This window comes from Rhizobium ruizarguesonis, assembly GCF_017357285.1.
In the GTDB taxonomy this organism is placed as follows: domain Bacteria; phylum Pseudomonadota; class Alphaproteobacteria; order Rhizobiales; family Rhizobiaceae; genus Rhizobium; species Rhizobium ruizarguesonis.
This window is the reverse complement of sequence record NZ_CP071681.1, coordinates 137940-163779: the sequence shown is the minus strand read 5'-3', so window position 1 is coordinate 163779 and position 25840 is coordinate 137940. Positions and strand designations below refer to the sequence as shown.

Here is a 25840-nt window from a genome sequence, read left to right as displayed (position 1 = left end):
GCCGAAGCCGCCGTCGGGCTCAGTTCGGATTGGTACGTTCGAGGATGCGGGTAAAGTCGGCCTGCGTCTTGGCGATCGTTCCGTCGACATCGTCGCCGAAGATCGTGCCCTGGATCAGATTGAGGAAGGGACCGGTGCGGCTGACGAAGAGTTCATCGGACGAAAAAGTGTAGGGCGTGCGCGCCTTGGCGAGGATATCATAGGCAACGAGATTGCGCGGGTCGAATTTCGCATAGGCTTCCGCGGCGAGGTCGGTGCGCGACGGCATGCCCGATTCCTGGGTGATATAGACCTGCTGCTCGGGCTGCATGTAGAAATTGACGAAGTCGAGCGCGACCTTCTTTTTCTCGTCGCTGATGCCCTTTATCAGGGACAGCGTGTCGCCGCCGGCAAAGCTCGATGCACCACCCTTCGGCCCCGGGATCGGCGCAACGGCGAATTTCACGTCGGGATATTTGCTGGTCAGCAGATTGACGATGTAGGAGCCGGTCATCAGGATGCCGACCTTGCCCGAGGCGAAGGCCTCGACGGCATTGTTGCCGTTGCCGGAACGCGAGGTCGGATGGATCGCACCGGCCTTCCACATATCGCGATAGGCGGCGATGGTCTCACGCAGCGCCGGCGTATCGACCGTGGCGCTGCGGCCGTCATCGCTCAGCACATCGGCATTGGCGGCCCAGAGATGCGGCAGGAAATCGTAGATCAGCCAGCTTCCCGAATTCGCCACGAAATAGAAGCCGTAGGTCTCGTTGCCGAGCGCGGCGATCTTCTTGGCATCGGCGGCGATCTCCTCCATCGATGCCGGCGCCTTGTTGGGATCGAGGCCGGCCTTGGTGAAGAGATCGGTATTGTAGGCGATGATCGAGGCATCCGGCAGGGCCGGCACGCCGTAGATCTTGCCGTCATAGGTGGCAAGACGGATGTGGGACGGGCTCATCGCCGAGGAATAGGGCAGGCCCTTCACGAAGTCGGAGATATCCTCGAGACCATCCGCCGCGGCAAAGGTCGGGAGATAGATCAGGTCGAGCACGGCGCCATCAGGAGCCGCGCTGCCGGCAATTGCCGCACCCAGCTTCGGCACCATCTGCTCGGCCGTGATCTGGGTGACGTTGACCTTGTCGGAGTGCGATGCGTTGTATTTGTCGGCCAGACCCTGAAGGACGGCGCCGGAGGACGTGCGCACCCATAGGGTGATTTCTTCGGCGCTGGCGAGAGAAGAGCTTGCCAGCAGCGCAAGAGCAGTGATCGTTGTTTTCAGTCGAAGCATGCTTGTTCCCCTTTTTCTCGTTCAGGCCTCAGGCCTTCGGACGAAACGGACGTTAAATCAGAATTTTTTTGGTGTCGACAGTCTGTGTGCATAAATCTGGCGTGCGATTGATAAAACCTTTTAACAGCACGATTTTTTCTGCTAAAAGCTTTTAGCATGAACTGAAGACGAGGCGTGGCTTGAAGAATACCGGTGATCGGAGACGGACGATCTACGACGTGGCGAAGGCTGCGGGCGTCAGCATTTCGACGGCGTCGAACGCGCTGAACGGCACCGGCCGGACGAATGCGGAGACGCGCGAACGGGTCCGGCGCGTGGCAGAAGAGATCGGGTTTCGGCCCAATGCACTCGCCCGTGGGTTGCTAAGCAAGCGAAGCCATGCGATCGGCATGCTGACCAACGACACCTATGGCAGACTGACGCTACCGATGGCGGCCGGGGTGTCGGAGGTGCTGGTCGATCACGGCGTGTCCGTCTTCCTCTGCGCCACGAACAATGATCCAAGGCTCGCCCAGCTGCACCTGGAGGCGCTGCTCGACAGGCAGGTCGACGGCATTATATTCACCGCGACGCGCCTCGACCTCGAGCCGCCGGCCCAGCTGTCCCGCTTGCCGATACCCGTCGTCTACGTCTTTGCCGAGGGGCCGGCCGACAGCGTCACTTTCTTTCCCGACGACGAACAGGGCGCACGCCTCGCCGTCGACCATCTCAAGGAACTGGGCCGGTCGCGGATCCTGCACATCACCGGTCCGCGGGATTACCTGGCCGCTCGCATTCGCGCCCAATCCTATCTCGACGCCTGCGGCGACGGTGCCGAAGCGATGTTCGGCGAGTGGTCGGAGGAATGGGGTCACGAAGCCGTCCAGACGGTCTTTGCCCGGCCCGGCCCAAAGCCCGACGCCATCTTCTGCGGCAGTGACGAGATCGCCCGCGGCGTCATCGACGCGCTGCGCGACCTCAATGTGGAGATTCCCACGGATGTCGCCGTGGTCGGGTTCGACAATTGGGAGGTCGTCGCCCGGCAAACGCGCCCGCCGCTGACCACCATCGACATGGAGTTGAAGGAACTCGGCCATCGTGCCGGCCTGGCAATCCTCAGCCTCTCCAAGGGTGAACCGGTCCCTGCCGGCATCACCAGATCGCCGTGTCGCCTGGTCGTGCGGCAGTCTTGCGGCAGCCCCCTTCAATCCGACTGAAAACGACGGCAAGCAACACAGGCAAGCCGGCCGTCGTCGCTATTATCTGTCGGTTGAATTGCCGGAACGGGTCAGGCTGTTGCGGCTGACCAGCGACGGTATCTGGAAAATATGCTCGGAAGCGGTGCGGCCTTCTATTCTGGAAATGAGGGCCCGGGTGGCGATCTGGCCGAGCTCCCTGCCCGACTGATCGATGCTTGCGAGATTGACGAGGCCGAGTGCTGCGGTCGACGAATTGTCGTATCCGATGACGGCGAGGTCTTCGGGCACGCGCACCCCCATCTCCATAGCCAGGCTCAAAAGGGTGATCGCGTCGAGATCGCTCCAGCAGAACACGGCGCGCGGCCTGTCCTTCCTCGATAGGAACTTTCGCATCGCCTCTTCCCGCTTTGGCGAAGCAATGGGAATTTTGCCGATCGCTGGCGAGGAGCCAAGGCCGCCACGCTGCATCGCCCGGCGGAACCCGATCTCACGCTGGCGGACGACGGAGACCGCGTGCCCCTGGCGCTCGCCAAGGCTGAGCATTTCGATGTCGCGATAGCCGCAGGCCAGAAGCGCTTCCACGGCGATCTCGGCGCCGCGCTGATCGTCGGCATTGACGGTATCGAAGGCCGTGGCGCTGGCATCGTGGTAACCGACCGCGACGATCGGTATCTGGACGGCGAAGGTTGCGAGGATCTCCGACGGCAAACGCGGCGCAACGAGAATAAGGCCGTCCATCTTGTAGTCGATCATCGACTCGATCAACGACGTCTCCAGCTGCACGCGCGCATCGCTGACGCCGATCATCGCCTGGTAATGCGAAGGCGCCAGCACCCCGTTCACGCCGGCAATCACCTCCGGAAGGAAAGGATTGCGGATATCGATCAGGAGCACGCCGATCGTGAAGCTCCGGCCACGCAGCCCTCGTGCCGCCCGCGAGGGGCGATACGCGAGTGCCTCGATGGCATCAATCACCCTTGCGCGCAGCGCATCGCTGACGCCATAGGCATTTCGCATCACCTTGGAAACCGCTGCGACCGATACGCCTGCGTGAGTTGCCACGGTCCGGATCGTCACGCGATCGTTTCGTTGCGGCTTTTGTTTTTCTTCGATTGACATGAAATCTCTGACTTGCTGCGGGTCGTCAACATCGCCCGCAGAACCACCATGGCAGACTGGCAACGAAAATTCTATTGCGCTTCCGAATAAAATGTAGAACGTTATATGGAGAACGTTCTACAACTCGTCGGGAGGACTTGATGAACTTTCAGCCGGCAGCCATCAGCGGCAACCTCGTTTCGCGTACCTGGTCCGGGGATATGATCGCGCCACTATCGGATGGCGGTCAGGGAACGGCCGCAAGCTTCGTCTCCCAAACTTTCGAACATGATGGCGCCAGGCTTCCCGTCGAGCTCTTCATCTCCGCACTTGGCCTCTATCGCTGCTTCATCAATGGCGTTCGTGTCGGCAGCGACCTGTTGACCCCAGGTTGGACGAACTACGACGATCGCCTTGCCTATCAGCGATACGACGTCTCGAACCTGCTCAAGCAGGGCCTCAACCGGATCGAGATCTGGCTTGCCGACGGATGGTACCGGTCGCCTTTGATGTGGGGCGTCCAGGCGATTCCGAATTGCTGGGGCGACAGGATCGGCGCCATTGCGGACCTGATCGGACCGGATGGCACCGTTCTTTCCACCGACACCACATGGCGAAGCGGCCTTCTGCCGGTCCTGAAGTCGGGAATCTACTTCGGCGAAATCTATGATGCCCGCCAGGAAAACTACTTGGAGAGCCACGGCACCGAAAGATTGCCCTTCGACAGGGCGCTGCTCGTCGCGCATGAAACGGCTGCGGTGCGCGAGTTGCGGCCACTCGCCGCGGTCGACAGCTGGACCGACGATGAGGGCAGGACCGTCTATGATTTCGGCCAGAATTCCGGCGGCTATGTCAGATATACGGTCCGGGGCACTGCCGGCGCCGAAGTCCGGGTGGAGCATTCGGAAGTTCTCGGTCCCGACCGTCATTTCGACAATCGCAACTATCGCACGGCCACCGCGCACACCGTCTACACGCTGCGGGGAGAGGGCGACGAGACCTACGCACCGCATTTCACCTTCCACGGCTTCCGTTATGCCCGGGTGACGATCAAGGGCGATGCGAAGATCCTCGCAATCGCGTCCATCCCGATCTCGTCGGTGCCCGAGCCCGCCGGCGGTTTCACCTCGGGCAATGCACTGGTCAATCGCCTCGTCGAGAATACCATCTGGTCGCAGCGCGCCAATTTCGTCGAAGTACCGACCGATTGCCCGCAACGAGACGAGCGCTTGGGCTGGACGGGCGACGCCCAGGTATTTGCCGCAACCGCATGCTGGCTGAGCGACAGCCAATCCTTCCTGAGGAAGTATCTGCGGGATGTGATGGCCGATCAGCGCGAGGATGGCGCCGTCTCGCACTTTTCGCCGGATCCGACGCGTCTGCATCCGGCCAATTTCCCGGGCTATGCCGGCTCGACCGGCTGGGGCGACGCGATCGTCGTGATCCCCTGGGTACTCTACACGCATTACGGCGACCGGGCCGTCCTGTCGGAGTGCCTGGATTCCATGGTGCGCTGGGTCGATTTCGTCTGGTCGATCTCGGATGGTCCGCTCGTGCGTCCGCCCTCGCATTGGGGCGCCCGAGGCTTCACCTTCGGCGACTGGCTGCAGCCGGTCGGTGACAACCGAAAGCCTCGTCCGACGATCGCCGATGATTGCGCGGCCACGCTCTACCACTTCATCTCGACCGACCTTCTGGCAAGGATCGCAGCCACTCTCGGCGAGCATGCGCTTGAAGAGAAGATGAAACAGCGCGCAAACGAGATCCGGCGGGCATTCGCCAACGAGTTCATCACGCCTGCGGGACGGCTCGCGCATAATGACCAGACGTCCTATGCGTTGGCCTTCCTCCACGACCTGATACCGGCGGAGCACACGCAAGCTGCACAGCAGCATTTCCGGCAGGTGATCATCGATGCCGACTACAAGATCGGCACCGGCTTCATCGGCACGCCCGCCCTGCTGCCGGCGCTGACGAAACTCGGCATGGACGATCTGGCCGAAAAGGTCTTCCTGCAGGAGGATGTGCCGGGCTGGCTCTACCAGGTCTCGAAGGGAGCGACGACGATCTGGGAGCGCTGGGATTCCATGGCGCCTGACGGCACCATCTACGAACCCGACATGAACAGCTACAACCACTATGCCTATGGCGCTGTCTGCCAGTGGCTGTTCGAAAGCGTCGCCGGAATTTCGCCGAGCCCGAGCGCGCCCGGATTTACCGAGGTGATTATCGATCCGGCGCCGATTCCGGCCCTCTCGCCGGTTTCGGCCTATCATGACATCAGCCAGGGACGCATCGAGGCCGGCTGGCAGTGCGACGGCAACAAGGTCACCTATGTGCTGACGCTTCCGGAAGGCTGCATCGGCCGGTTCCGGCCCGGAAAACGGCATCAAAACCCGTCGCTCAACGGAGAGCCCGTCGTCGAGGATGCCGTTCTCGCGCCGGGAACGCACCAGCTGGTCTTTTCGCTACCCGATTCTTGAGGAGCATACACGTCACACCGTTCAGAGGAGGAACGTCATGACACATCGGATAAAACTCATTCTTGCGGGCGCGTCCGCGCTTTTGGCACTGGTCGCGGCTGGTCCGTCGCATGCAGAAACCACGCTGTCATTCCTGATCGACAACAACCCGGACACCGTCGCGGCAGCCGAGGCACTGGTTGCCGCCTATCAGGCAAAGGCACCCGACGTGACGATTGAAATCGAGCCGCGGGCCGGTGGCGGCGAAGGCGACAACATCATCAAGACGCGGCTCGCGACAGGAGAGATGTCCGATGTGTTTCTCTACAATTCCGGCTCGCTGCTACAGGCGCTGAAGCCGACACAGACGCTTGTCGATCTGAGCGATCTCTCGTCGCAGGCCAAGGTCGACGACGGTTTCAAATCGGTCGTCCGTGCCGATGGCAAGCTCTACGGCGTTCCCTTCGGCACGGCGATGGCGGGCGGTATCCTCTACAACAGGAAAATCTACCAGGAGCTTGGCCTCTCCGTCCCGAAGACATGGGCGGACTTCATGGCGAACAACGCGAAGGTCAAAGCATCAGGAAAGGTCGCCGTGGCGCAGACCTATCGCGATACCTGGACCTCGCAGCTGTTCGTTCTGGCTGACTATTACAACCTGCACGCGGCCGTGCCGAACTTCGCCGCAGACTATACCGCCAACAAGGCAAAATACGCCGAGACGTCTGCGGCCCTGAAGGGCTTCGAACGGCTGAAGGACGTTCACGACGCCGGTCTGATGAACGACGATTTCGGCGCGGCAAGCTACGACGATGGCCTGAGAATGGTGGCAACCGGCGAGGCAGCGCATTATCCGATGCTGAGCTTCGCGGTCGGCGCGCTCAAACAGAATTATCCCGAAAACCTCAACGATGTCGGCTTTTTCGCGCAGCCGAGCGACGACGCCGCAACCAACGGCTTGACGGTCTGGATGCCGCCAGCCCTTTACATTCCCTTGACCAGCCAGCACGCCGAGGAAGCGCGGAAATTCGTCGATTTCGCCGGAAGCGTCGAGGCCTGCAAGATCATGGTGGAAACCAATGCCGTTCAGGGGCCCTCCCTGATCGACGGCTGCGACCTGCCAGCCGACGTGCCGCCTGCGATAAAGGACATGCTCCCTTATTTCGAGGCCAAGGACAAGACGACCCCGGCGCTGGAATTCGTTTCGCCGATCAAGGGACCGGCTCTCGAGCAGATCACCGTCGAAGTCGGCTCCGGTATTCGCCAGCCGGCCGACGCGGCAAAGCTCTATGACGACGACGTGCGCAAGCAGGCCAAGCAACTCGGTCTGCCCAACTGGTAGCGGTCTTTCGGGTCAGTTAACCTCGCTCCTGAAGGGGCGAGGTTCCACCCGATCGAAGAGGTAGTCATGACAGAGACAAGGCCCCGCTCGCGCAAATCGCCCTACCCGCTGTGGTTTTTCATTCCGGCCGCCATCATCTACGGCGTGCTGTTTTTGTTTCCGACGATATCCTCTCTCTGGTTCAGCCTGACGCGATGGGATCTGTCGACCGCCGAATTCATCGGGCTCGAAAACTTTCAGCAGTTCTTTTCCGAACCCTTCCTGGTCAAGGGACTGGTCAACACGCTGATCTATGCCGTGACGACATCCGGCCTGAAGACGGTCTGCGGGTTGCTGCTTGCCGTGCTGCTGACCGGCAATATCTTCGCCCGCGGCTTCCTGCGCACGCTGGTCTTCTTTCCCGTCCTGGTCTCGACGATCGGCATCGGCATCACCTTCACGGTGATGATGCATCCGACCAAGGGCATCATCAATGTCACGCTCGAGACGCTCGGCATTCCGGGACCTGGATGGCTCACCAATCCTGCGCTGGCGCTTTTTTCGGTGGCTTTGGTCGATGTCTGGAAGGGTGTCGGCCTCGCCACATTGATCTTCATCGCCGGGCTTGCCGCGATCAGCCCCGATTATTATGAGGCTGCAAGGATTGACGGGGCCACGCGTCTCCAGCAATTTTTCCGGATCACCCTGCCGCTCGTGCGTCCCGCCACTGTCATCGTGGTGACATTGTCGCTGATCGGAGGGCTTCGATCCTTCGATCTGATATGGGCCATGACCCGCGGCGGGCCTGGTTTCTCCTCCGACGTGATCGCCTCGGTCATCTATAAGCAATACCAGGCTGGTTTCTACGGTCTGTCGACGGCCGGAAACGTCATCCTGTTCGCGCTGATCGCCGTAATCATCCTGCCATTCACCCTGTGGTTCAACCGGCGCGAGGTTGAGGAATGAGAAGCGTCCGCCCTTACGTGACCGGCGCGATAGCCCTTGCGGTGGCGGCCGTCATCTTCGTGATGCCTTTCGTTTTCGTCGCTCTCCAGGCGGTCAAATCGAAATCCGAAGCCTCTCGCCTCGATTTCGAATTGCCCGAGCAGTGGCTGTTTTGGGATAATCTGATCGCCGTCTTCAAGGCGCGCGACTACCAGCTCGCGCTCGCCTATTTCAACTCCACGCTGATCACCGTGGTCTCCGTCACGATCCTGATCCTGCTGTCGGCAATGGTCGGATATGTCATGCAGCGCCGCAAGACGGTCTGGAACAGGGTGGCCTTCATTGCCCTGTTCATGGGTCTGATGATGCCGCCAGCCGTCGTGCCCACCATCGGCCTCTTGCAGGAGATCGGTCTCTTCAAGACCATGACCGGGATGATCCTGATCCAGGTCGCCTATAATCTCTCGTTCTCGACCTTGCTCTACCGGTCGTTCATTTCGACCATTCCACGCGACCTCGACGAGGCGGCGCTGATCGATGGCGCCAAGCCCCGGCAGATTTTCTTCAGAGTGATCCTGCCGCTGCTGAAGCCGGTGACCGTCACCAACATCGTCGTGCAGTCGATCGCGATCTTCAACGATTTTACCAACCCGCTCTACTACCTTCCCGGCAAGGAGAACGTGACCGTGCAGCTGACGCTCTATAATTTCCAGAGCATGTATACGAGCCAGTACAATCTCCTCTTCATGAATATCCTCCTGGTGACGATCCCGCCGCTGGTCGTCTTCATCTTCTTCAACCGGCAGATCGTCGCCGGCATGACATCAGGCGCAGTAAAAGGGTAACCGAATGGCTGAGCTCACTCTCAAGCAAGTTCGCAAGAGTTTTGGCGCCCTTGAAGTCATCAAGGGGATCGATCTGGAGGTTGCCTCCGGCGAATTTGTGGTTTTCGTCGGCCCGTCCGGATGCGGAAAGTCGACGCTGCTGCGCATCATTGCCGGCCTGGAAGAAACAACCTCAGGCGCGCTGACCATCGGCGGCAAGGACGTGACCTATGCCGAACCCTCCGAGCGCGGCATTGCCATGGTGTTCCAGAGCTACGCGCTCTACCCGCATATGACCGTTGCCGAGAATATCGGCTTCGGCCTTTCGCTCGCCCGCCGCCCAAAGGCGGAAATCGCCGCCAAGGTCGCGGCGACGGCTGAAACGCTGCAGCTCACCCAGTTGCTGGAGAGAAAGCCGAAAGCACTCTCCGGCGGCCAGAGGCAGCGCGTCGCCATCGGCCGCGCGATCATCCGTGATCCCAAGGTCTTCCTGTTCGACGAGCCACTCTCCAATCTCGACGCTTCGCTCCGCGCCCAGATGCGCCTTGAGATCGCAGATCTGCACGCCCGCCTGAAATCGACGATGATCTATGTCACCCACGACCAGGTCGAAGCCATGACGATGGCGGACAAGATCGTTGTCCTGAAGGGCGGCGCGGTCGAACAGATCGGCAGTCCGATGGAGCTCTACCGCAATCCCGCGACACCCTTCGTCGCCGGCTTCATCGGCAGCCCGAAGATGAACCTCTATGGAGGAGAGATAGCGCGGCGAATGAACTGCACGACCTACGGCATTCGCCCGGAACATATCAGGCTTTCGGAAGGGGCCGGGCAATGGCAGGGCAGGATCCGGCATGTGGAGCGGCTTGGCGCCGACGCGATCCTCTACCTCGACATCCCCGAGCTCGGCGAGATGGTCGTGCGCGCCGAAGGCGAGACGCCGTTTGCGCCTGGCATGACGGTCTGGGCAAATCCGGTCGAGGGAGCGGAACATCGGTTCTGAGGCCGCCCGTCGTCTCAGCGTTGAAAAGCTTGCAGCCGCTCAGCATCGACCCGCTCATGAGCCTGCGGAATTTCAGGCGAGAAGACGCGCGGGTTGGCCTTGGCGGATTGCCAGTTCGACCGCCTGCTTGTCGAAAGATACGAAGCTCTCGCCGCCAAGCCATGCTCCTTCATGGGCAATCACGCCATCTGCGAAATCGCCACCTGCCTCCAGCATGGCCAGCCCTGCTTCGACCGCAGGACGGTTCATCGCCACATTGCCCGCGTTGAGCAGGTCGTGGATCGTCTGTGAAACATCCTCCTTTGATAGCCTGGCTCCTCGACGCAGTATCCAGACAAGTTCACATAAGCTCGGCAGGGAAACCGCGATCAGCGATGCTTCCTTGAGGAGCTTTGCCGCTGCCCTGCCCTGCTCAGCATCATCCTGCAGGACTGCTCGAGCAAGAATGTTGGTATCGACTGAGACTTTCATTCCTCGCCGGCCCAGCCCGAAGCCGCGATTTCGTTCATCTCTTCGATGGTCAACGGCTTTTTCATCTTGCCCGCATGCCGACCGATAAAGTCGTTGATTGTCCCCGCTGGACGAGCAGCCTTTACCCGCAGCTCGCCCCCGGGCAGCTTGTCGAATTCGATGCGCTCCCCCGGCTTGACCCCAAGGTGCGTCAGCAAATCCCGTCTCAGCGTGATTTGCCCTTTCATTGTGACGGCAAGGGAAGCCATGGAAAATCTCCTATCTTAACCAAGACAAAAGTAATGGAATTCTTCCTTACATTCAAGCTTCCAGTGATGGGGAATTTGCCTTCACTGGCCTTGTTCGTGCGTGGCTCGCTCCAGCCAAAGAAAGAGCGCCAACGCATGAGCGCCTTCTATGCATCCGGCTTAGAACCGGTCTGGACGCAGCGGCGTCAGATCGACAGCCGCGCGCTGTCCCGCGACCAGCTGGGAAACCAGATAGCCGGTCAGAGCCGACAGCGTCAGACCGAGATGGCCGTGTCCGAAGGCATAGGTGACGCGGGGCAAGTGCCGAGAGCTGCCGATCACCGGAAGTGAATCGGGCATGGACGGGCGAAAGCCCAGCCACTCGTCGCTGCCTTGCCCGGCCGCCGGCAGGAGCATTTTCACGCCGTCACGGATCATCGCGGTCCGCCTGGGGTTCAAGGGAGCGGCAAGCCCCCCGAGTTCGACGGTTCCAGCCGCGCGCAATCCATCTGCCATCGGCACCATGTAGAAGCCGTGTTCGGGATAGCAGACCGGGCGCGACAGCAGATGGCCCGCTTGCGGGAACAAGACGTGATAACCGCGCTCGGTGTCGAGCAGGACACGATCGCCTATCGATGCCGTAAGCTTGCGCGAATGGGCGCCGGCGGCGACGACCGCGTGGTCGGTCAGGATTTGCGTGTCGGCGATCCGCAGGCAGATGCCATTGCCGCGCGGCTCGATCGCCGAGACTTCGCCGCGGACGATCTCCCCGCCGCCGCTTATAACAGCCTGGGCGAGCGCGAACGCGAGTTGCCTGGGGCTGGAAAACACATAGGCGTCACGGAACAGCACGCCCTTGTGGTAGAGCGGCGCAAGATTAGGCTCCATACTTTGGACATCGGCGCGGTCCAGCCGGTCCATGGCGACGCCATGACGCTCACGCAGCGCGTTCTCAGCGTCAGCCGCCCGGAATTGCGCTTCGGTCTTATAGAGATACAGGCAGCCGTCATGCCGCTTCAGCGGTTCGGCGCCTGCCTGCGTCACAAGCGGTTGCCAGGCCGCATCGGCGTGAGAAAGCAGCACCGCCAGTGTGCCGGCGATCCGCTCGACCTCCGCTTTCGTGCTCGATGCCAGGAAGGCGCGCAGCCAAGGAATCAGTTGCGGCAGGTATCTCCAGACGATCGCCAGCGGACCGAGCGGATTGAGCAGCATTCCCGGCACACGCCAGATGACCCCTGACGTCGCGACGGGAACGACGCCGTGCGGCGCAAAGGTGCAGGCATTTCCGTAGGAGCAGGCCTGCCTGTAGGATGAATCGCCCAAGGGCGGCGCCGGATCGATAATCGTGACCCGGTGCCCCATTCTTTGCAGCCAAAGTGCCGTGCAGAGGCCGACCAATCCGGCACCGACCACAGCCACATGCCGGCGCTCGGCGTCGGGCAAGGGCTGAAGCTCCGGCAGCGGCGTGTTCATCGGCTAGACCAGGCCCGCTAAGGCGCGGGGACGATCGTTCAGCGTGGCGGCGATGATGCGTAGCGCCGTTGCAAGTTCATCCCGCGACGATGCGCAGCCGACATTGACGCGAACGGCATGCTCGACCGGCTGACGGTCGCAGGCAAAGGCAGTGGCGGCCATGACGGCAACGCCATGGGCGCGCAGATTGGCGGCAAAATCCTCGCATCGCCATGGCGCCGGCAGCCGGAGCCATAAAAACATGCAGCGCGGATCGGCGGAGAAGGAATGGCCCGCAAGGATCGTCGTGACGATCGCATGGCGGGCGCGCAGCTCGGCAAGCTGGGCCTTCAGGATCGCTTCGGCCGTGCCGTCTTCCAGCCAGCGCGTCGCAAGCAGCAGCGGCAGCGGAGAGGGCATCCAGGCGGTGGTGCGGACCGCCTCGGCAGACAGCAGCGCCCGGCCGGGCGGACACAAGAGATAGCCGACGCGCAGGCCCGGCGCCAGCGCCTTGGAGAGTGCTGATATATGGTAGGTTCTGGTCGGCGCAAGCGTGATCAGGGCGCTTGCCCGGGTCCCGAGCATCGGTCCATAGACATCGTCCTCGATGATGACGAGATCGTGCTTTTCCGCGACGTCGACCAGTTCCCGCCGGCGAGCCTCGCTCATGGTGACGACGGTCGGATTGTGCATCGAGGGAACCGTGAAGACGGCGCGCACGCTCTCCCGGCGGCAGATATCGTCGAGCTCCACCGCCGACATGCCCTCATCGTCACTTCCGATGCCGATGATGCGGAAGCGGAACATCTGGGCAAGCGCAATCAGGCCATAATAGGTCAACCGATCGCAGACGATGGTGTCGCCGGGCTCTATCAGGCTGCTGATCACCGCCAGCAAAGCATGCTGGGCGCCGCTGGTGACGACGATATCGTCTTCGGACGGATCGAAGCCGTTCAGCGATATCCATTTTCTCGCCGCGTGGCGCGCCCAGGCAGGACCTTCCGGCGGCTGATACTCCTGCATCTGGCGGAAGCGCCGGTCCGATGAAAGGTCTGGCAGGGATTGGGCGAGGCGCTGCTGGAAATCGTCGACGGCCGGCCGGTTGACCGTCAGATCGATGATACCGGCCGGGTTCGCTGCCCGGTCGACCCGCGGCATGGCGCCGTCGCCCATGACGATCGTGCCGCGCCGGGTGCTGCCCATCACAAGATTGAGGTTCTGCAATTCGCGGTAGGCGCGCGTGACGGTTGAGACGTTGAGCGACCGCTCCCGCGCCAGGTCGCGCTGAGGCGGGAGCTGACTGCCGGGAGGCAAGGCGCCCGAGCGGATCTTCGCCTCGAGCTCGCTTGCGAGCTCCAGATAGGCCGGTATCCGCGTTTCCCGCCCCTGATTTGTCCGGGTCACTTCCGATCTTTCAGACATACAATTCCTGTAACAGCGGCGTAAATTCCCTAAGCCGAACGCACACATCAATCCCCGAGGCGCTGCGATTCAGCTCGCTTTCGTGCGACATAGCATGCTTTCCCAATGTTTTCGAGACCCTGCCGCTACCACCACACAAAATTATTTGTGTGGCTTGACAAGCCGAAATAGACCGAGACAATATAGCCCAGCATCGAGACAAAGAGGCCGGGACCCGCCGATGCAAACAGGAGGACTTCATGAGCGAGCGCTTCATTGCTTTCGAAGGCGTGCGTAAATCCTATGACGGCGTCAGCTATGTCGTGCGCGGCCTGGACCTCGACGTCGCCAAAGGGGAATTCTTGACCCTTCTCGGCCCGTCCGGATCCGGCAAGACCACGACGCTGATGATGCTGGCCGGCTTCGAAGCGCCGACCGACGGGACGATCACGCTTGCCGACAACAGGATCGACAGCGTTCCGCCGCATCGCCGCAATATCGGCGTGGTCTTCCAGAATTACGCGCTGTTTCCGCATATGACCGTCGGCGAGAACGTCGCCTTCCCGCTGAAAATGCGCCGGCTCGGCAAGGCCGAGATCACCGAGCGGGTGCGCCGCGCGCTCGACATGGTGCGCATGGCGAGCTTCGAAACGCGGCGGCCCAACCAGCTTTCCGGCGGACAGCAGCAGCGCATCGCGCTTGCCCGGGCTCTCGTCTTCGAGCCGCAGCTCGTGCTGATGGACGAGCCGCTCGGTGCGCTCGACAAGCAGCTTCGCGAACATATGCAGCTCGAGATCAAGCACCTGCATGCCCGCCTCGGCATCAACGTCGTCTACGTCACCCACGACCAGAGCGAGGCTCTGACCATGTCGGATCGGGTCGGCGTGTTCAATGACGGCATCCTGCAGCAGATCGCACCGCCGCATGCGCTCTACGAGACGCCGGCAAACCCCTTCGTCGCAACCTTCATCGGCGAGAACAATGCGATATCGGGCGAAGTCGTCGCGATCGAAAATGCCGTCTGCCGGATTCGCGCGCCCGATGGTTCGATCATCACCGGCTATGCCGGAGAGGGGTTGAAGGAAGGCGCGCGGGCAACGCTGGTCTTGAGGCCCGAGCGGATTCAGCTGGCGCCGGCAGCCGAGATTCCGAACCGGTTCACCGCCATGCTGAAGGAAATCATCTATCACGGCGACCATGTCAGGTTGCGCGTCTCAGCCTGCGGCTGCGACGACATCTTCATCAAAGTCGCAGCCGCCCAGGATATTCCGGCTCAGTCGCTAGGCTCCACTGCCGTCATCGGCTGGGCGCCGGAGGATTGCCGCGCGCTCGCGCTCTCCTGACCGGGCGCTCATTCTTTCGCAAACGCAGCTACAAAAAGGGGAACCACCATGATGCGTTTAAACTGCATGCTTCTCAGTTCCGTCATGACTCTTGCCATCGCAGGAGCAGCTTTCGCCGGGGATACGCTGACCGTCACATCCTGGGGCGGCGCCTATACGAAGAGCCAGGAGGAGGCCTTTTTCAAGCCCTTCGCCAAGGAAACCGGCACCAAGATTCTCCAGGATGAATGGGATGGCTCGACCGCCAAACTGAAGGGCATGGTCGAAACCGGCCAGGTGACCTGGGATGTCGTCGATGTCGAACCCAGCCATGCGCTGCAAGGCTGCGACGAAGGCTGGCTCGAAACGATCGACTATTCGAAGCTCGGCGGCAAGGACGCCTTCATCGACGGCGCCGCGATGGATTGCGCGGTCGCGACGATCGTCTTCGGCACCATCTATGCCTATGATGCCGCCAAGTTCCCGAATGGCGGACCGACGACCATGGCCGATCTGTTCGATACGGCCAAGTTCCCCGGGCCGCGCGCCTTGCGCAAGTCGCCGAAGACCACACTGGAATTCGCGCTGATTGCCGATGGCGTCAAACCCGCCGAGGTCTACGACGTGCTCGGGACGCCGGAGGGCGTCGACCGTGCCTTCAAGAAGCTCGACACGATCAAGAAGGATGTGAAGGTCTGGTGGACGGCCGGCGCGCAGCCGCCGCAGCTTCTCGCCGACGGCGAAGTCGTGATGACCACGGCATGGAACGGCCGTATCTACGATGCCGTCAAGAACAGCGGCAAGAACTTCAAGATCGTCTGGGACGGCCAGGGAATGGACTTCAATCTCTGGGCCGAGCCGAAAGGCTCGAAGAACAAGGAACTGGCGGACAAATTCGTCGCCTTCACCGTCAATCCCGACGTGATGGCGCAGCAGTCCAAATATATCTCCTATGGCCCGACCCTGAAAGCGGCCATCGCCAAGGTTCCGCCGGATATTCTTGTCGATCTGCCGACCGCGCCTGAGAACACGAAGACCGCCTTTGTCGTCTCCTCCGAGTTCTGGGCCGACCATGATGAGGAGTTGACCGAACGCTTCAACAAGTGGCTCGCACAGTAACCTCTTCGGGCGGGCGAGTGTCTCCCTGGCTCCGTCCGCCCCTTTCTCTACCGCAGGAAGGCATGAGCGATGGTGATCGCGACAATGAATGATGGCGACGGCACGATGATTGCCACCCGCACGCGGGTGAAAAGCCTCGGCAGTGCGAAAAGCAAAGCGCAACTGAGAGCACTGTTGCTGGTCGCGCCTCTGTTGATCTTCCTGCTGCTCGTCTTCGTCCTGCCCATTGCCCTGTTGTTGACGCGCGCGGTCGACAACAGGGCGGCCTCCGCCGCCCTGCCCTACACGATGTCGGCTCTATCAGCCTGGGATGAACAATCCCCGCCCGACGAAGCGCTGTTTGCCGCCTTTGCCACGGACCTGAAACAATCGCCCCGCGACCAGATCGCCGAAGTGGCCAAGCGTCTCAACTATTACGAGACCGGCATGCGCTCGATGCTGTTGAAAACCGCACGCACGATCCGCAACGCGGAACCCCCCTACAAGACAGCCTTCGTTGCCATCGATCCCAAGTGGGAGACGCAGCACTACTGGACGATCATCAAGAATGCATCGCCGCCCTTCACCGACTATTACCTGCTCGCCTCGCTCGATCTCGAGCGCGACGCGTCGGGCGCCATCGGCAGGGTCTCGGCGGAGAATGCGGTGCATGTCGATGTCCTGATCCGCACATTCGTCGTCAGCGCTTCGGTGACCGTGATCTGCCTGTTCCTCGGCTATCCGCTCGCCGCCCTGATTGCCCGGTCGAAAGGGGCGGTCGCCAATACGCTGCTGATCCTTGTGCTGCTGCCGTTCTGGACCTCGCTTCTGGTGCGCACCAGCGCCTGGGTCGTCTTGCTGCAGGGACGCGGGGTGATCAACTCGGCGCTCATCTGGCTCGGCCTGATCGACCCCGCGCATCCGCTCGACCTGATCTACAATCGCATCGGCGTGCTGATCGCCATGACCCATATTCTGCTGCCCTTCATGGTGCTGCCGATCTACAGCGTCATGAAGAGCATCCCTCCGGTCTATCTGCGCGCCGCCTCGTCGCTTGGCGCGCCGCCGATGTCGGCCTTCTTTCGCATATACCTGCCAATGAGCATGCCTGGCGTCAGCGCCGGCGGGCTGCTGGTCTTCATCCTGGCGCTTGGCTACTACATCACCCCGGCTCTGGTCGGCGGACCGGGAGACCAGATGGTAAGCTATTTCATCGCCTATTACTCCAATCAGGTCACGAATTGGGGCATGGCGGCGGCTTTGAGCACAATCCTGCTGGTGGCGGTGCTGATCCTCTATGCCGTCTACAATCGCATTGTCGGCATCGACAGGCTGAGGATAGGCTGATGACGAACTTCCTCTCTTTCCCGCGGCTGTTTTCGATCCTCTTGTGGCTGGCTGGCGGCCTGGTGATCCTATTCCTGATCGCGCCGATCGTGGCGATCGTGCCGCTCTCCTTCAATGCCGAGCCGTTCTTCACCTATCCGATGCCCGGCCTGTCGCTGCGCTGGTATCGTGAATTCTTCGATTCCAACGTCTGGCAGCTGGCGCTGAAGAACAGCATCATCGTCGCCGTCTTTGCCACGCTTCTGTCGACCTTTCTCGGCACGCTTGCCGCGATCGGCCTCAGCCGGCCCTCCTGCCCGGCGCGGGCAACGCTGACCGCCATTCTGATTTCGCCGATGATCGTGCCGGTCATTGTTTCGGCAGTCGGCATCTATTATGCCTTTGCCGCCGTCGGGCTGCTCAACAGCCTGACCGGGCTGGTGCTGGCGCATACGGCGATCGGCGCCCCTTTCGTGGTGATCACCGTGACCGCCACGCTCGCAAGCTTCGATCATAATCTGATGCGGGCGGCATCCAGTCTCGGCGCAGCCCCGGTCGAAGCGACATTGCGCATCATGCTGCCGGTCATCGCGCCGGGGGTGGCGTCCGGCGCGCTCTTTGCCTTCGTGACATCATTCGACGAAGTGGTGATTGCACTCTTCATCGCCGGCTCCGAGGAGCGCACGCTGCCGCGCCAGATGTGGAGCGGCGTGCGCGAAACGCTGAGCCCGACGATCGCCGCCGTCGCCACGCTTCTCATCCTGTTTTCGACGCTGTTCCTCGTCACGATCCAATGGCTGCAGCGCCGCGCCGAACGCCAGAAGATTGCGCATAGGGATTAATTCAGGGGTTGAGCATGCAGACCGAACGCTACGAAACCGGAAAGCGGATGAGCCAGGCCGTGACCTATGGCGGCTTTGTCTTCCTCGCAGGCCAGGTCGCCATCGATGCGCCCGGCGCCTCCGTCCGCGAACAGACGACCAACATCCTGGCGCGGATCACCCGGCTTCTGGAAGGCGCGGGCAGCAATCCGACGCGGATCCTCAGCGCGACGATCTGGCTTGCAGATATCTCCAGCTTCGAAGACATGAATACCGTGTGGGACGCCTGGGTGCCCGCGGGCCATGCGCCGGCGCGCGCCACGGTCGAAGCAAGGCTTGCCGGACCGGAATTCGCAGTCGAGATCGGCATCATCGCAGCGGTCGGGAACTGACGGTTCGCGCCCGTCGTCATCTCGCCAGCGCGGATAAACCCGAGCATCGACCAGTTCAGGCAATGCCGCCCAGGCATACATATTTAAGCTCGGTATATTCGTCCAATCCGTGCCGCGACCCTTCGCGACCGAGACCCGACATCTTCACACCGCCGAACGGAGCCTCGGCTGTGGAGACAAGACCGGTATTGACGCCGACCATCCCATATTCGAGCGCTTCGGCCACACGAAATACTCGCGACAGATCGCGAGCGTAAAAATACGAAGCAAGCCCGAACTCGGTGTCGTTTGCCTGTTCGATGACGTCCTCTTCGTCGCGGAAACGAAAAAGCGGTGCAAGCGGCCCGAAGGTTTCCTCGCGGGCGACCTGCATGCCGGCAGCGACATCGCGCAGGATCGTCGGCTCGAAGAAATGACCGCCAAGCGCATGGCGCTTGCCCCCTGAAACGATCCCGGCGCCCTTTGAAACGGCATCGCGGATATGGCTTTCGACCTTGGCGACGGCATTGTCGTCGATCAGCGGGCCAAGCACGACGTCACGGTCGAGACCGTTGCCGACCTTCAGGCCCGAAACCGCCGCAGCGAGCTTGGCGGCAAATGCCTCATAGACGCCGTCCTGGACATAAAGCCGATTGGCGCAGACGCAGGTCTGGCCGTTGTTGCGGAACTTGGCGATGAGCGCGCCTTCGACGGCAGCGTCGAGATCGGCGTCGTCGAACACGATGAAGGGTGCATTGCCGCCAAGTTCGAGACCGAGCTTTTTGATCGTCGGCGCGCATTGCCGGTAAAGCAGCTCGCCCGTCCGGGTGGAGCCGGTAAATGTCAGGACCCGAACGTCACGGCTTGCCGTCAGCGCCCCACCAATTGCCGCTGCGTCGCCCGTGACGATGTTGAGAAGCCCCGGCGGCAGGCCGGCACGCTCACCGAGAACGGCGATCGCAATGGCGGAGAATGGCGTCTGCAGCGCCGGCTTGAGGACGACGGCACAGCCGGCGGCAAGCGCGGGGCCAATCTTGCGGGTGATCATCGCGTTCGGAAAATTCCAGGGCGTGATCGCCGCCACCACGCCTGCCGGCTGGCGCAGGACGAGGATCCTCTTGTCGGCCTGATGTCCCGGGATGGTCTCGCCGTTGATGCGTCTTGCCTCTTCGGCGAACCATTCGATGAAGCTCGCACCATAGGTGATCTCCCCCTTGGCCTCGGCGAGCGGCTTTCCCTGCTCCAGCGTCAGGATCATCGCCAGATCGTCGCGGTTTTCGATCATCAGCCGGTGCCATGCCTTCAGAACGGCGGCGCGCTCCCCGGCGGTCTTCTTCGCCCAAAGCTTCTGGGCAATCACGGCAGCGCGGATGGCTTCCTCCGTTTCCGCCGCACCGAGGTCAGGGACCACCCCCAGCGGCTCGCCTGTCGCTGGATTGCGGACCGTCGCCGCCTTGTCCGCTTCGATCCAGCGATCGGCGATGGGGCATGCCTGGCGAAACAGCGAGGGATCATTGAGCTTCATATGACAACTTTCAACAGAATACGTGAGCAGCACCGGGATCGAAATTCAGATGGACTATATCTCCACGGCTGAGCCCCGCGATAGCCTCATGGCCGAACGGCAGGCGAACCGCCAGCGCCTCGCCTGTCGCCGTCTCGGTCGAGACGTGAATATTGTTGCCGAGGAAGGTAATGTCGCTGACCGTTGCGGCAAGACCCGCTCCCGCCGCTTGGGCGCGCGACAATCGAATGCGCTCAGGCCTCAGCATCAGGGCTGCCCTCGTCCCGGAGGTTCCTTTTCCATGCACCGGAATATGATTGAAGACGCTCCCGCCGCCAAGCGAAATGGTGGCCTGCCCATCGGAGGATGACAGCAGGTCGCATGAAATGAAGTCGCTGTCGCCGATGAATTCGGCAACGAAGCGGGTCCGCGGATTGGCGTAGAGTTCCGGCCCCGTGCCGATCTGGTCGATGACGCCCTTGGAAAAGACGGCGATGCGGTCGGAGAGCCGCAGCGCCTCCTCCTGGTCGTGGGTGACATAGAGGATCGTCACTTCGGTCTGCTGATGGATCCGGCGTATCTCATGCTGGATTTCCTCGCGCAGCTTCTTGTCGAGCGCCGACAACGGCTCGTCCATCAGAAGCACCGGCGGATCATAGGCAAGGGCTCTGGCAAGGGCGACGCGCTGCTGCTGGCCGCCGGACATTTGCGCAGGCTTGCGATCCTCGAAGCCTTCGAGCCGGACGAGGCGCAGCATCTCCTTCACCTTGCTGTCGACCTCGGCCTTGGACTTGCGCCTGACCTTCAGCGGGAATGCGATGTTTTCGCCCACCGTCAGATGCGGAAACAGGGTGTAGCGCTGGAACACCATGCCGATGTTGCGCTTGTGCGACGGCGTGTCGAGCAGGGTCTTGCCCTCCAGCGTGATGTCGCCTTTCGTCGGCGTTTCAAAACCGGCCAGGATGTAGAGGGTGGTGCTTTTTCCGGATCCGGACGGTCCGAGAAAGGTCAGGAACTCCCCACGCCGGACGTCGAGATTGACGTCGTGGACGGCGACGACAGGGCCGTATTCCTTGCGTATTCCGCGGATCTGAAGGAATGGTTCTTTCATTGTTTCAGTACCTTACGCACGACGGCAACCAGCGCCATCAAGATGATCGTCAAAAGGATGAGAAGGGTCGACGCCGCAGCGACAACCGGCGTCAGATCTTGCCGGAGCGTCGCCCATACTTTTACCGGCAGCGTCTGCAGGGTCGGGCTGGACATGAAGATCGCCACCACCACCTCATCCCAGGATGTCAGGAACGAGAAGACGGCCGCCGAAAACAGCCCATGGCTGATCGCCGGCAGGGTGACCCTGATCTTTGCTTCCAGAGGCGAGGCGCCGCACAGAACGGCCGCATCCTCGATCGACTTGTCGAAGCCCTCCAGCGCACTTGAGATGGACAGGATCGAGAAGGGCAGCGCAAGAACGAGGTGCGAAATGACGAAGCCTACCAACGTGCCGCCAAGACCAATCCTCAGAAAGAAGGCGTAGAGGGCGACCGCAAGAACCACGACGGGAAGGATCATCGGCGTCAGGAACAGCGCTTTCAGCGCATCGCGGAACAGGAACGAGCCGCGCACCAGCCCGAAGGAGGTCACGAGCCCGAGCAGCACTGACAGGATCGTCACGATGACCGCGATCTTGAAGCTCGTCCAGGCCGATTCCAGCCAGCGCGGATCGGCAAAGAGTTCGCTGTACCACTGAAACGTCCAGCTGGGCGGCGGAAAGATCAGCCATTGCGAGGAGCCGAAGGAGAGCGCCGCGATAAAGACGATCGGCAGCAGCAGAAAGGCCGCAGTCAGAAGCGTGATCGCCAGCAGGATATATTTCCACCAGCCGAGCCGATCGAAGTTGAGCAACATGTCAACGCCCTCCCGGGTTCTGGTTGCCGAGGAAGCGCAGTTGCACGGCATAAAGCAGCAGGGTCACCACAAGGAGAACCAGCGCCGCAGCACCTCCCATTCCCCAATTGACCAGCGACTGCACGAATTGCGCAATCAGCTCTGCGAGCATCATGTTCGCAGTGCCGCCGAGAAGCGATGGCGTGACGAAATAACCAAGCGACATGACGAAGACCATGAGGGCACCGGCCGCCATGCCCGGCATGGCCAAGGGCAGCAGGACACGGGTCAGGCACTGCCACCGGTTGGCACCGCAAAGTGCTGCCGCCTGCAGGGTCGACGGGTCGATCTTCTTGATCACGCCGTAGAGCGGCAGGATGATGAAGGGCAGCATGATATAGGTCATGCCGATCGTGACCCCGGTCAGGTTGTTGACCAGGGCCAAGGGCTTGTCGATCAGCCCCATTCCGATCAGCATCTTGTTGATGAGCCCCGTCCGCTGCAAAAGCACCATCCAGGCATAGGTGCGGGCAAGCAGGTTGGTCCACATCGACAGGAGCAGGATCGCAAAGATCACCGACGTCAGGCGCCCGGGCATGATTGCCAGCGCCCAGGCAACGGGAAATCCGATCAGCAGCGATATCACCGTGACGAGACCCGAGACGATGAAGGTATTGGCGAAGATCTTGAGATAGGTCGCGGACCCGATCAGCTGCGCATAGTTTCCAAAGCCCGGCACGGGTTCCAGAACGCTGCGCAACAAGAGCACCGCTACCGGCGCGATGAAAAAGATCGTCACGAAGGCGAGAGCCGGAAGGACCCCGCCGAACCCTGTTGCCCTGCGCACCTTTGGCAGGGGCACAATTGCGCCGGAGGCATCGCTATATGTCGACATGACAGTCCTTCCCACCCGTCAATTTCCGCAGGCGCTGAGGTCCAACAAACGGGCACCGACGCTGCGGGGGCACGGCGAACATTCGCCGTGCCCGTTCATCTCAAGTTTCAGGCTATTTCGCCTGCCAGGCGTACCACTTCTCGCCGATGGCATCGCGATTATCAGCCCAGTAGTTCATGTCGGCATTCACCTGGCTGGCCGTCTGCTGATCCGGCAGGGTCTTGGCCGTCTCCGGATCCATCAGCTTGGCCGAGTCAACGTTGATTGGTGCATATCCGGTGGCTTTTGCAAGGGCGGCCTGTGGTTCGGCCGCGGTCGCCATTGCAATGAACTTCATAGCGGCTTCCGCGTTCGGCGAACCCTTCGGCACGACGAGCGAATCCGCAGCGGTGATGTTCTGTTCCCATGAGGTCTCGGTCTTGATACCGCTCGCCGCAAGCGCGGTCATGCGGCCGTTCCAAATGCTGCCGAAGGGAGCCTCGGCGGATGCCAGAAGCTGCTGCGACTGTGCGCCGCCCGACCACCAGACGATATCCGATTTGATCGTATCGAGCTTCTTGAAGGCGCGGTCGAGATCAAGCGGATAGAGCTTGTCGGCAGCCACGCCGTCGGCAAGCAGCGCCGCTTCGATCACGCCGGGAGCCGACCACTTGTAGAATGTGCGCTTTCCCGGAAACTTTGTCGTGTCGAACAGGTCCGCCCATGTCTTCGGGCAGGCGCTGACGGCATCGGCATTGCAGCCGATCACGAAGGAATAATAGAAGCTGCCGACCGAATAGTCGGTCACGAAGCGCGGATCGAGCTTGGATTTGTCGATGACGGAGAAATCGAGTTTTTCCAGCTGGCCATTCTTGCCGGCCTGGGCGGCATAGTCGCCTTCGACGTCGACAACGTCCCAGGTAACCTGGCCAGCCTCGACCATCGCCTTGAGCTTGCCGTAATCCGTCGGCCCGTCCTGTACGACGGTGATGCCGGTCTTCTCCGTGAACGGGCTGGCCCATGCAGCCTTCTGCGCGTCCTGGGTCGTTCCTCCCCAGCTCGAGAAGACCATGTTGTCGGCGTGCGCCGGTGCGGACACAGCCACGAATGCGGCAACCGCCGCGACAGCAAATGTTGTTTTCATGTTCCCTTATCCTTGTTCTGGTTGTCCTACGGGTATGCCTTATGCCGTCAGTGCGCCTCGCTCCTGGGAGAAAAGTTAGCTGGCTTCATAATCTTGTTTTCCGCTACTTCGATCAAATCGCGGATCTTGGGCAGGAAGGCCTGCCACCGGGGATCGGCCAGAAGCCTCTTTCGCCTCGCTTCCCGGTCGTCCAGGCTCGTAAAGGCCCAGATGTGGACGATCTCGTTGATCGTTCCGATCTCCGAAAAGAAGTAACCGACGAGCGTGCCGAGATGGCTCTTCTGGATCTCGATCCCCTCTTCCTCGACGACCTTGAGATATTGCGGGATGGTGCCGTTCTTCAGTCGGTAGGTGCGGATTTCGTAAAACATCGGCGCTACCTCATCACGAAGGGATCGGGGATCGGATCGTCCGATGTCCTGAGCCAGATCGTCTTGGTGCGGGTATAGTCGAGCGCCGCGGCCATGCCGCCTTCCCTGCCATGGCCCGACAGGCCGAAACCGCCGAACGGCGCGATCGGCGAGACCACGCGGTAGGTGTTGACCCAGACGATCCCGGCACGGAGCCCCTTCATCAGCCGGTGCGCCCGGGTCAGGTTCTGGGTGAAGACGCCGGAAGCCAGGCCATAACGGGTATCGTTGGCAAGCCGCAGCGCTTCGGCCTCCGTCTCGAACGACACGACGGACAAGACCGGCCCGAAGAACTCCTCGATCAGCGACGGCGAGGCGACATCGTCGCAGTCGAGAATCGTCGGCGGGAAATAATAGCCGTCGCCGTCGATCTTGCGTCCTCCCGTGACGAGGCGGGCGCCACTTTCGATCGACTTGGCGACGAGAGCGCCGATATTGTCCTGCTGGCGCTTGGTGGCAAGCGGGCCGACTTCGGTCGCCATATCGAGCGGCGCACCGATCCGGATCGCCTCCGCCTTATCCCGTAGCAGGGCGACGAATTTATCCTTGACGCTGCGTTCGACGATCAGCCGTGACCCGGCAACACAGCTCTGCCCTGTCGCGGCGAAAATGCCCGCGACCTGGGCGTTGGCAGCGCTCTCGAGGTCTGCATCGGCAAAGACGATGAACGGCGACTTGCCGCCAAGTTCAAGCGAGGTGGAGGCGAGGTTTTCGGCCGAGTTGCGAACGACGTGCCGGGCGGTTTCAGGGCCGCCGGTGAAGGCGACATGCGCGACCTTCGGGTGCCGGCCGAGGGCGGCGCCGCAGGAGGCGCCGAAACCGGTGATGATGTTGACGACGCCGGCGGGAAAGCCTGCCTCGTGCACGAGCCGTGCAAATTCGAGAAGCGGCGCCGGCCCGTCTTCCGAGGCCTTGACCACCATCGTGCAGCCGGCCGCCAGCGCCGGGCCGATCTTCACCGCGGACAGGAAAAGCTGGCTGTTCCACGGCACGACCATCGCAACGACGCCGATCGGTTCGCGGCGAAGCCAGACATCCATGTCAGGCTTGTCGATCGGCAGGTAGGCGCCTTCGATCTTGTCGGCGATGCCGGCATAGTAGCGGTAGTATTCGGCGACATAAGCGATCTGCGCCGATGTCTCGCGGATGATCTTGCCGGTGTCGCGCGTCTCCAGTTCAGCCAGCACCTGCGCGTTGGCAGCAACCAGGTCGGCCAGCTTGTAAAGCAGCTTGCCGCGTTGGGTGGCCGTCATTTTCGGCCAGGCGCCTTCGTAAAGTGCCTTGTCGGCAGCGTTGACAGCCCGATCGACATCGCCCTCGCGCGCTTCGGGCATCTCAGCCCAGACCGTGCCGGAGGCTGGATCGATGCTCGGATAGCTGGCCTCGCCATCTGAAAATTCGCCATCGATGTAGTACTGGAAACGCCGCATGGTC

The 25840-nt window shown here is 61.6% G+C and carries 24 protein-coding genes; 11 read left to right on the top strand and 13 right to left on the bottom strand.

The genetic code is table 11. The annotated features are described in order from the left end of the window. Nucleotides 1–19 precede the first annotated feature (19 nt). The gene (locus tag J3P73_RS31940; RefSeq protein ID WP_018071794.1) at nt 20–1267 is read right to left on the bottom strand and encodes an ABC transporter substrate-binding protein; all 1248 of its coding nucleotides are present in this window, start codon (nt 1265–1267) and stop codon (nt 20–22) included. A gap of 179 nt (nt 1268–1446) precedes the next feature. On the opposite strand from J3P73_RS31940, the gene J3P73_RS31935 reads away from it, so the two are divergent. Further along, nucleotides 1447–2463 carry a LacI family DNA-binding transcriptional regulator gene (locus tag J3P73_RS31935; RefSeq protein ID WP_207580202.1) on the top strand — a complete coding sequence of 339 codons (1017 nt, stop codon included), beginning with the start codon at nt 1447–1449 and terminating at the stop codon, nt 2461–2463. 42 nt (nt 2464–2505) lie between these two features. On the opposite strand, the gene J3P73_RS31930 is transcribed toward J3P73_RS31935, so the two are convergent. Further along, on the bottom strand, nt 2506–3564 hold the full coding sequence (locus J3P73_RS31930) for a LacI family DNA-binding transcriptional regulator (RefSeq protein ID WP_130680735.1): 1059 nt from the start codon (nt 3562–3564) through the stop codon (nt 2506–2508). Nucleotides 3565–3704: 140 nt separating this feature from the next. Between J3P73_RS31930 and J3P73_RS31925 the strand changes: the two genes are divergently transcribed. From J3P73_RS31925 to J3P73_RS31905, 5 genes are all read left to right on the top strand, one after another. Next, nucleotides 3705–6026 carry an alpha-L-rhamnosidase gene (locus J3P73_RS31925; RefSeq protein ID WP_207580201.1) on the top strand — a complete coding sequence of 774 codons (2322 nt, stop codon included), beginning with the start codon at nt 3705–3707 and terminating at the stop codon, nt 6024–6026. A 37-nt stretch (nt 6027–6063) separates the two neighbouring features. After that, entirely contained in the window at nt 6064–7347 is a 1284-nt protein-coding gene (locus J3P73_RS31920; protein ID WP_164593600.1) for an ABC transporter substrate-binding protein, read from the top strand. A 66-nt stretch (nt 7348–7413) separates the two neighbouring features. Further along, on the top strand, nt 7414–8292 hold the full coding sequence (locus J3P73_RS31915) for a carbohydrate ABC transporter permease (RefSeq protein ID WP_207580200.1): 879 nt from the start codon (nt 7414–7416) through the stop codon (nt 8290–8292). Further along, nucleotides 8289–9116, top strand: a complete 828-nt coding sequence (locus J3P73_RS31910; protein WP_130689019.1) for a carbohydrate ABC transporter permease — start codon at nt 8289–8291, stop codon at nt 9114–9116. The genes J3P73_RS31915 and J3P73_RS31910 overlap by 4 nt, the downstream gene beginning before the upstream one ends. Before the next feature lie 4 nt (nt 9117–9120). Next, a complete protein-coding gene (locus tag J3P73_RS31905; RefSeq protein ID WP_128460145.1) occupies nt 9121–10098 on the top strand; it encodes an ABC transporter ATP-binding protein in 978 nt (325 codons plus the stop codon). A 72-nt stretch (nt 10099–10170) separates the two neighbouring features. Here J3P73_RS31905 and J3P73_RS31900 read toward each other — a convergent pair whose 3' ends face one another. From J3P73_RS31900 to J3P73_RS31885, 4 genes are all read right to left on the bottom strand, one after another. Then, a complete protein-coding gene (locus J3P73_RS31900; protein WP_130680739.1) occupies nt 10171–10569 on the bottom strand; it encodes a type II toxin-antitoxin system VapC family toxin in 399 nt (132 codons plus the stop codon). Continuing rightward, the gene (locus J3P73_RS31895; RefSeq protein ID WP_207580199.1) at nt 10566–10817 is read right to left on the bottom strand and encodes an AbrB/MazE/SpoVT family DNA-binding domain-containing protein; all 252 of its coding nucleotides are present in this window, start codon (nt 10815–10817) and stop codon (nt 10566–10568) included. Before J3P73_RS31895 ends, J3P73_RS31900 begins: the two co-directional genes overlap by 4 nt. 159 nt (nt 10818–10976) lie before the next feature. Further along, on the bottom strand, nt 10977–12269 hold the full coding sequence (locus J3P73_RS31890; RefSeq protein WP_207580198.1) for an NAD(P)/FAD-dependent oxidoreductase: 1293 nt from the start codon (nt 12267–12269) through the stop codon (nt 10977–10979). 3 nt (nt 12270–12272) lie between these two features. Next, nucleotides 12273–13670, bottom strand: a complete 1398-nt coding sequence (locus J3P73_RS31885) for an aminotransferase-like domain-containing protein (RefSeq protein ID WP_130680741.1) — start codon at nt 13668–13670, stop codon at nt 12273–12275. Nucleotides 13671–13909: 239 nt separating this feature from the next. Here J3P73_RS31885 and J3P73_RS31880 point away from each other — a divergent pair, with 239 nt between their 5' ends. The 5 genes from J3P73_RS31880 (at nt 13910) to J3P73_RS31860 (ending at nt 18608) form a co-directional block, all read left to right on the top strand. Then, nucleotides 13910–14992 (top strand): ABC transporter ATP-binding protein, encoded by a 1083-nt coding sequence (locus J3P73_RS31880; RefSeq protein ID WP_207580197.1) that lies wholly within the window; start codon nt 13910–13912, stop codon nt 14990–14992. A gap of 48 nt (nt 14993–15040) precedes the next feature. Further along, the gene (locus J3P73_RS31875) at nt 15041–16090 is read left to right on the top strand and encodes an ABC transporter substrate-binding protein (RefSeq protein ID WP_024322582.1); all 1050 of its coding nucleotides are present in this window, start codon (nt 15041–15043) and stop codon (nt 16088–16090) included. A gap of 69 nt (nt 16091–16159) precedes the next feature. After that, complete coding sequence (locus tag J3P73_RS31870) at nt 16160–17416, top strand: ABC transporter permease (RefSeq protein ID WP_130691849.1); 1257 nt, start codon at nt 16160–16162, stop codon at nt 17414–17416. After that, on the top strand, nt 17416–18237 hold the full coding sequence (locus J3P73_RS31865) for an ABC transporter permease (protein WP_207580196.1): 822 nt from the start codon (nt 17416–17418) through the stop codon (nt 18235–18237). Before J3P73_RS31870 ends, J3P73_RS31865 begins: the two co-directional genes overlap by 1 nt. A gap of 14 nt (nt 18238–18251) precedes the next feature. Then, entirely contained in the window at nt 18252–18608 is a 357-nt protein-coding gene (locus J3P73_RS31860) for a RidA family protein (protein ID WP_130680744.1), read from the top strand. A gap of 55 nt (nt 18609–18663) precedes the next feature. On the opposite strand, the gene J3P73_RS31855 is transcribed toward J3P73_RS31860, so the two are convergent. The 7 genes from J3P73_RS31855 to J3P73_RS31825 form a co-directional block, all read right to left on the bottom strand. Beyond that, nucleotides 18664–20112: an NAD-dependent succinate-semialdehyde dehydrogenase gene (locus tag J3P73_RS31855; protein WP_207580195.1), complete on the bottom strand. Its 1449-nt coding sequence runs from the start codon at nt 20110–20112 to the stop codon at nt 18664–18666. A gap of 10 nt (nt 20113–20122) precedes the next feature. Continuing rightward, complete coding sequence (locus J3P73_RS31850; RefSeq protein ID WP_130657557.1) at nt 20123–21202, bottom strand: ABC transporter ATP-binding protein; 1080 nt, start codon at nt 21200–21202, stop codon at nt 20123–20125. Beyond that, entirely contained in the window at nt 21199–21999 is an 801-nt protein-coding gene (locus tag J3P73_RS31845; RefSeq protein WP_130657556.1) for an ABC transporter permease, read from the bottom strand. Before J3P73_RS31845 ends, J3P73_RS31850 begins: the two co-directional genes overlap by 4 nt. Before the next feature lies 1 nt (nt 22000). Then, the gene (locus J3P73_RS31840; protein WP_024323788.1) at nt 22001–22873 is read right to left on the bottom strand and encodes an ABC transporter permease; all 873 of its coding nucleotides are present in this window, start codon (nt 22871–22873) and stop codon (nt 22001–22003) included. Between the two features lie 112 nt (nt 22874–22985). Next, entirely contained in the window at nt 22986–23996 is a 1011-nt protein-coding gene (locus tag J3P73_RS31835; protein ID WP_130657555.1) for a polyamine ABC transporter substrate-binding protein, read from the bottom strand. A 47-nt stretch (nt 23997–24043) separates the two neighbouring features. Next, nucleotides 24044–24367, bottom strand: a complete 324-nt coding sequence (locus J3P73_RS31830; protein ID WP_018494037.1) for an NIPSNAP family protein — start codon at nt 24365–24367, stop codon at nt 24044–24046. Between the two features lie 5 nt (nt 24368–24372). Continuing rightward, nucleotides 24373–25836, bottom strand: a complete 1464-nt coding sequence (locus J3P73_RS31825; RefSeq protein WP_207580194.1) for an aldehyde dehydrogenase — start codon at nt 25834–25836, stop codon at nt 24373–24375. Between the last annotated feature and the right edge of the window lie 4 nt (nt 25837–25840).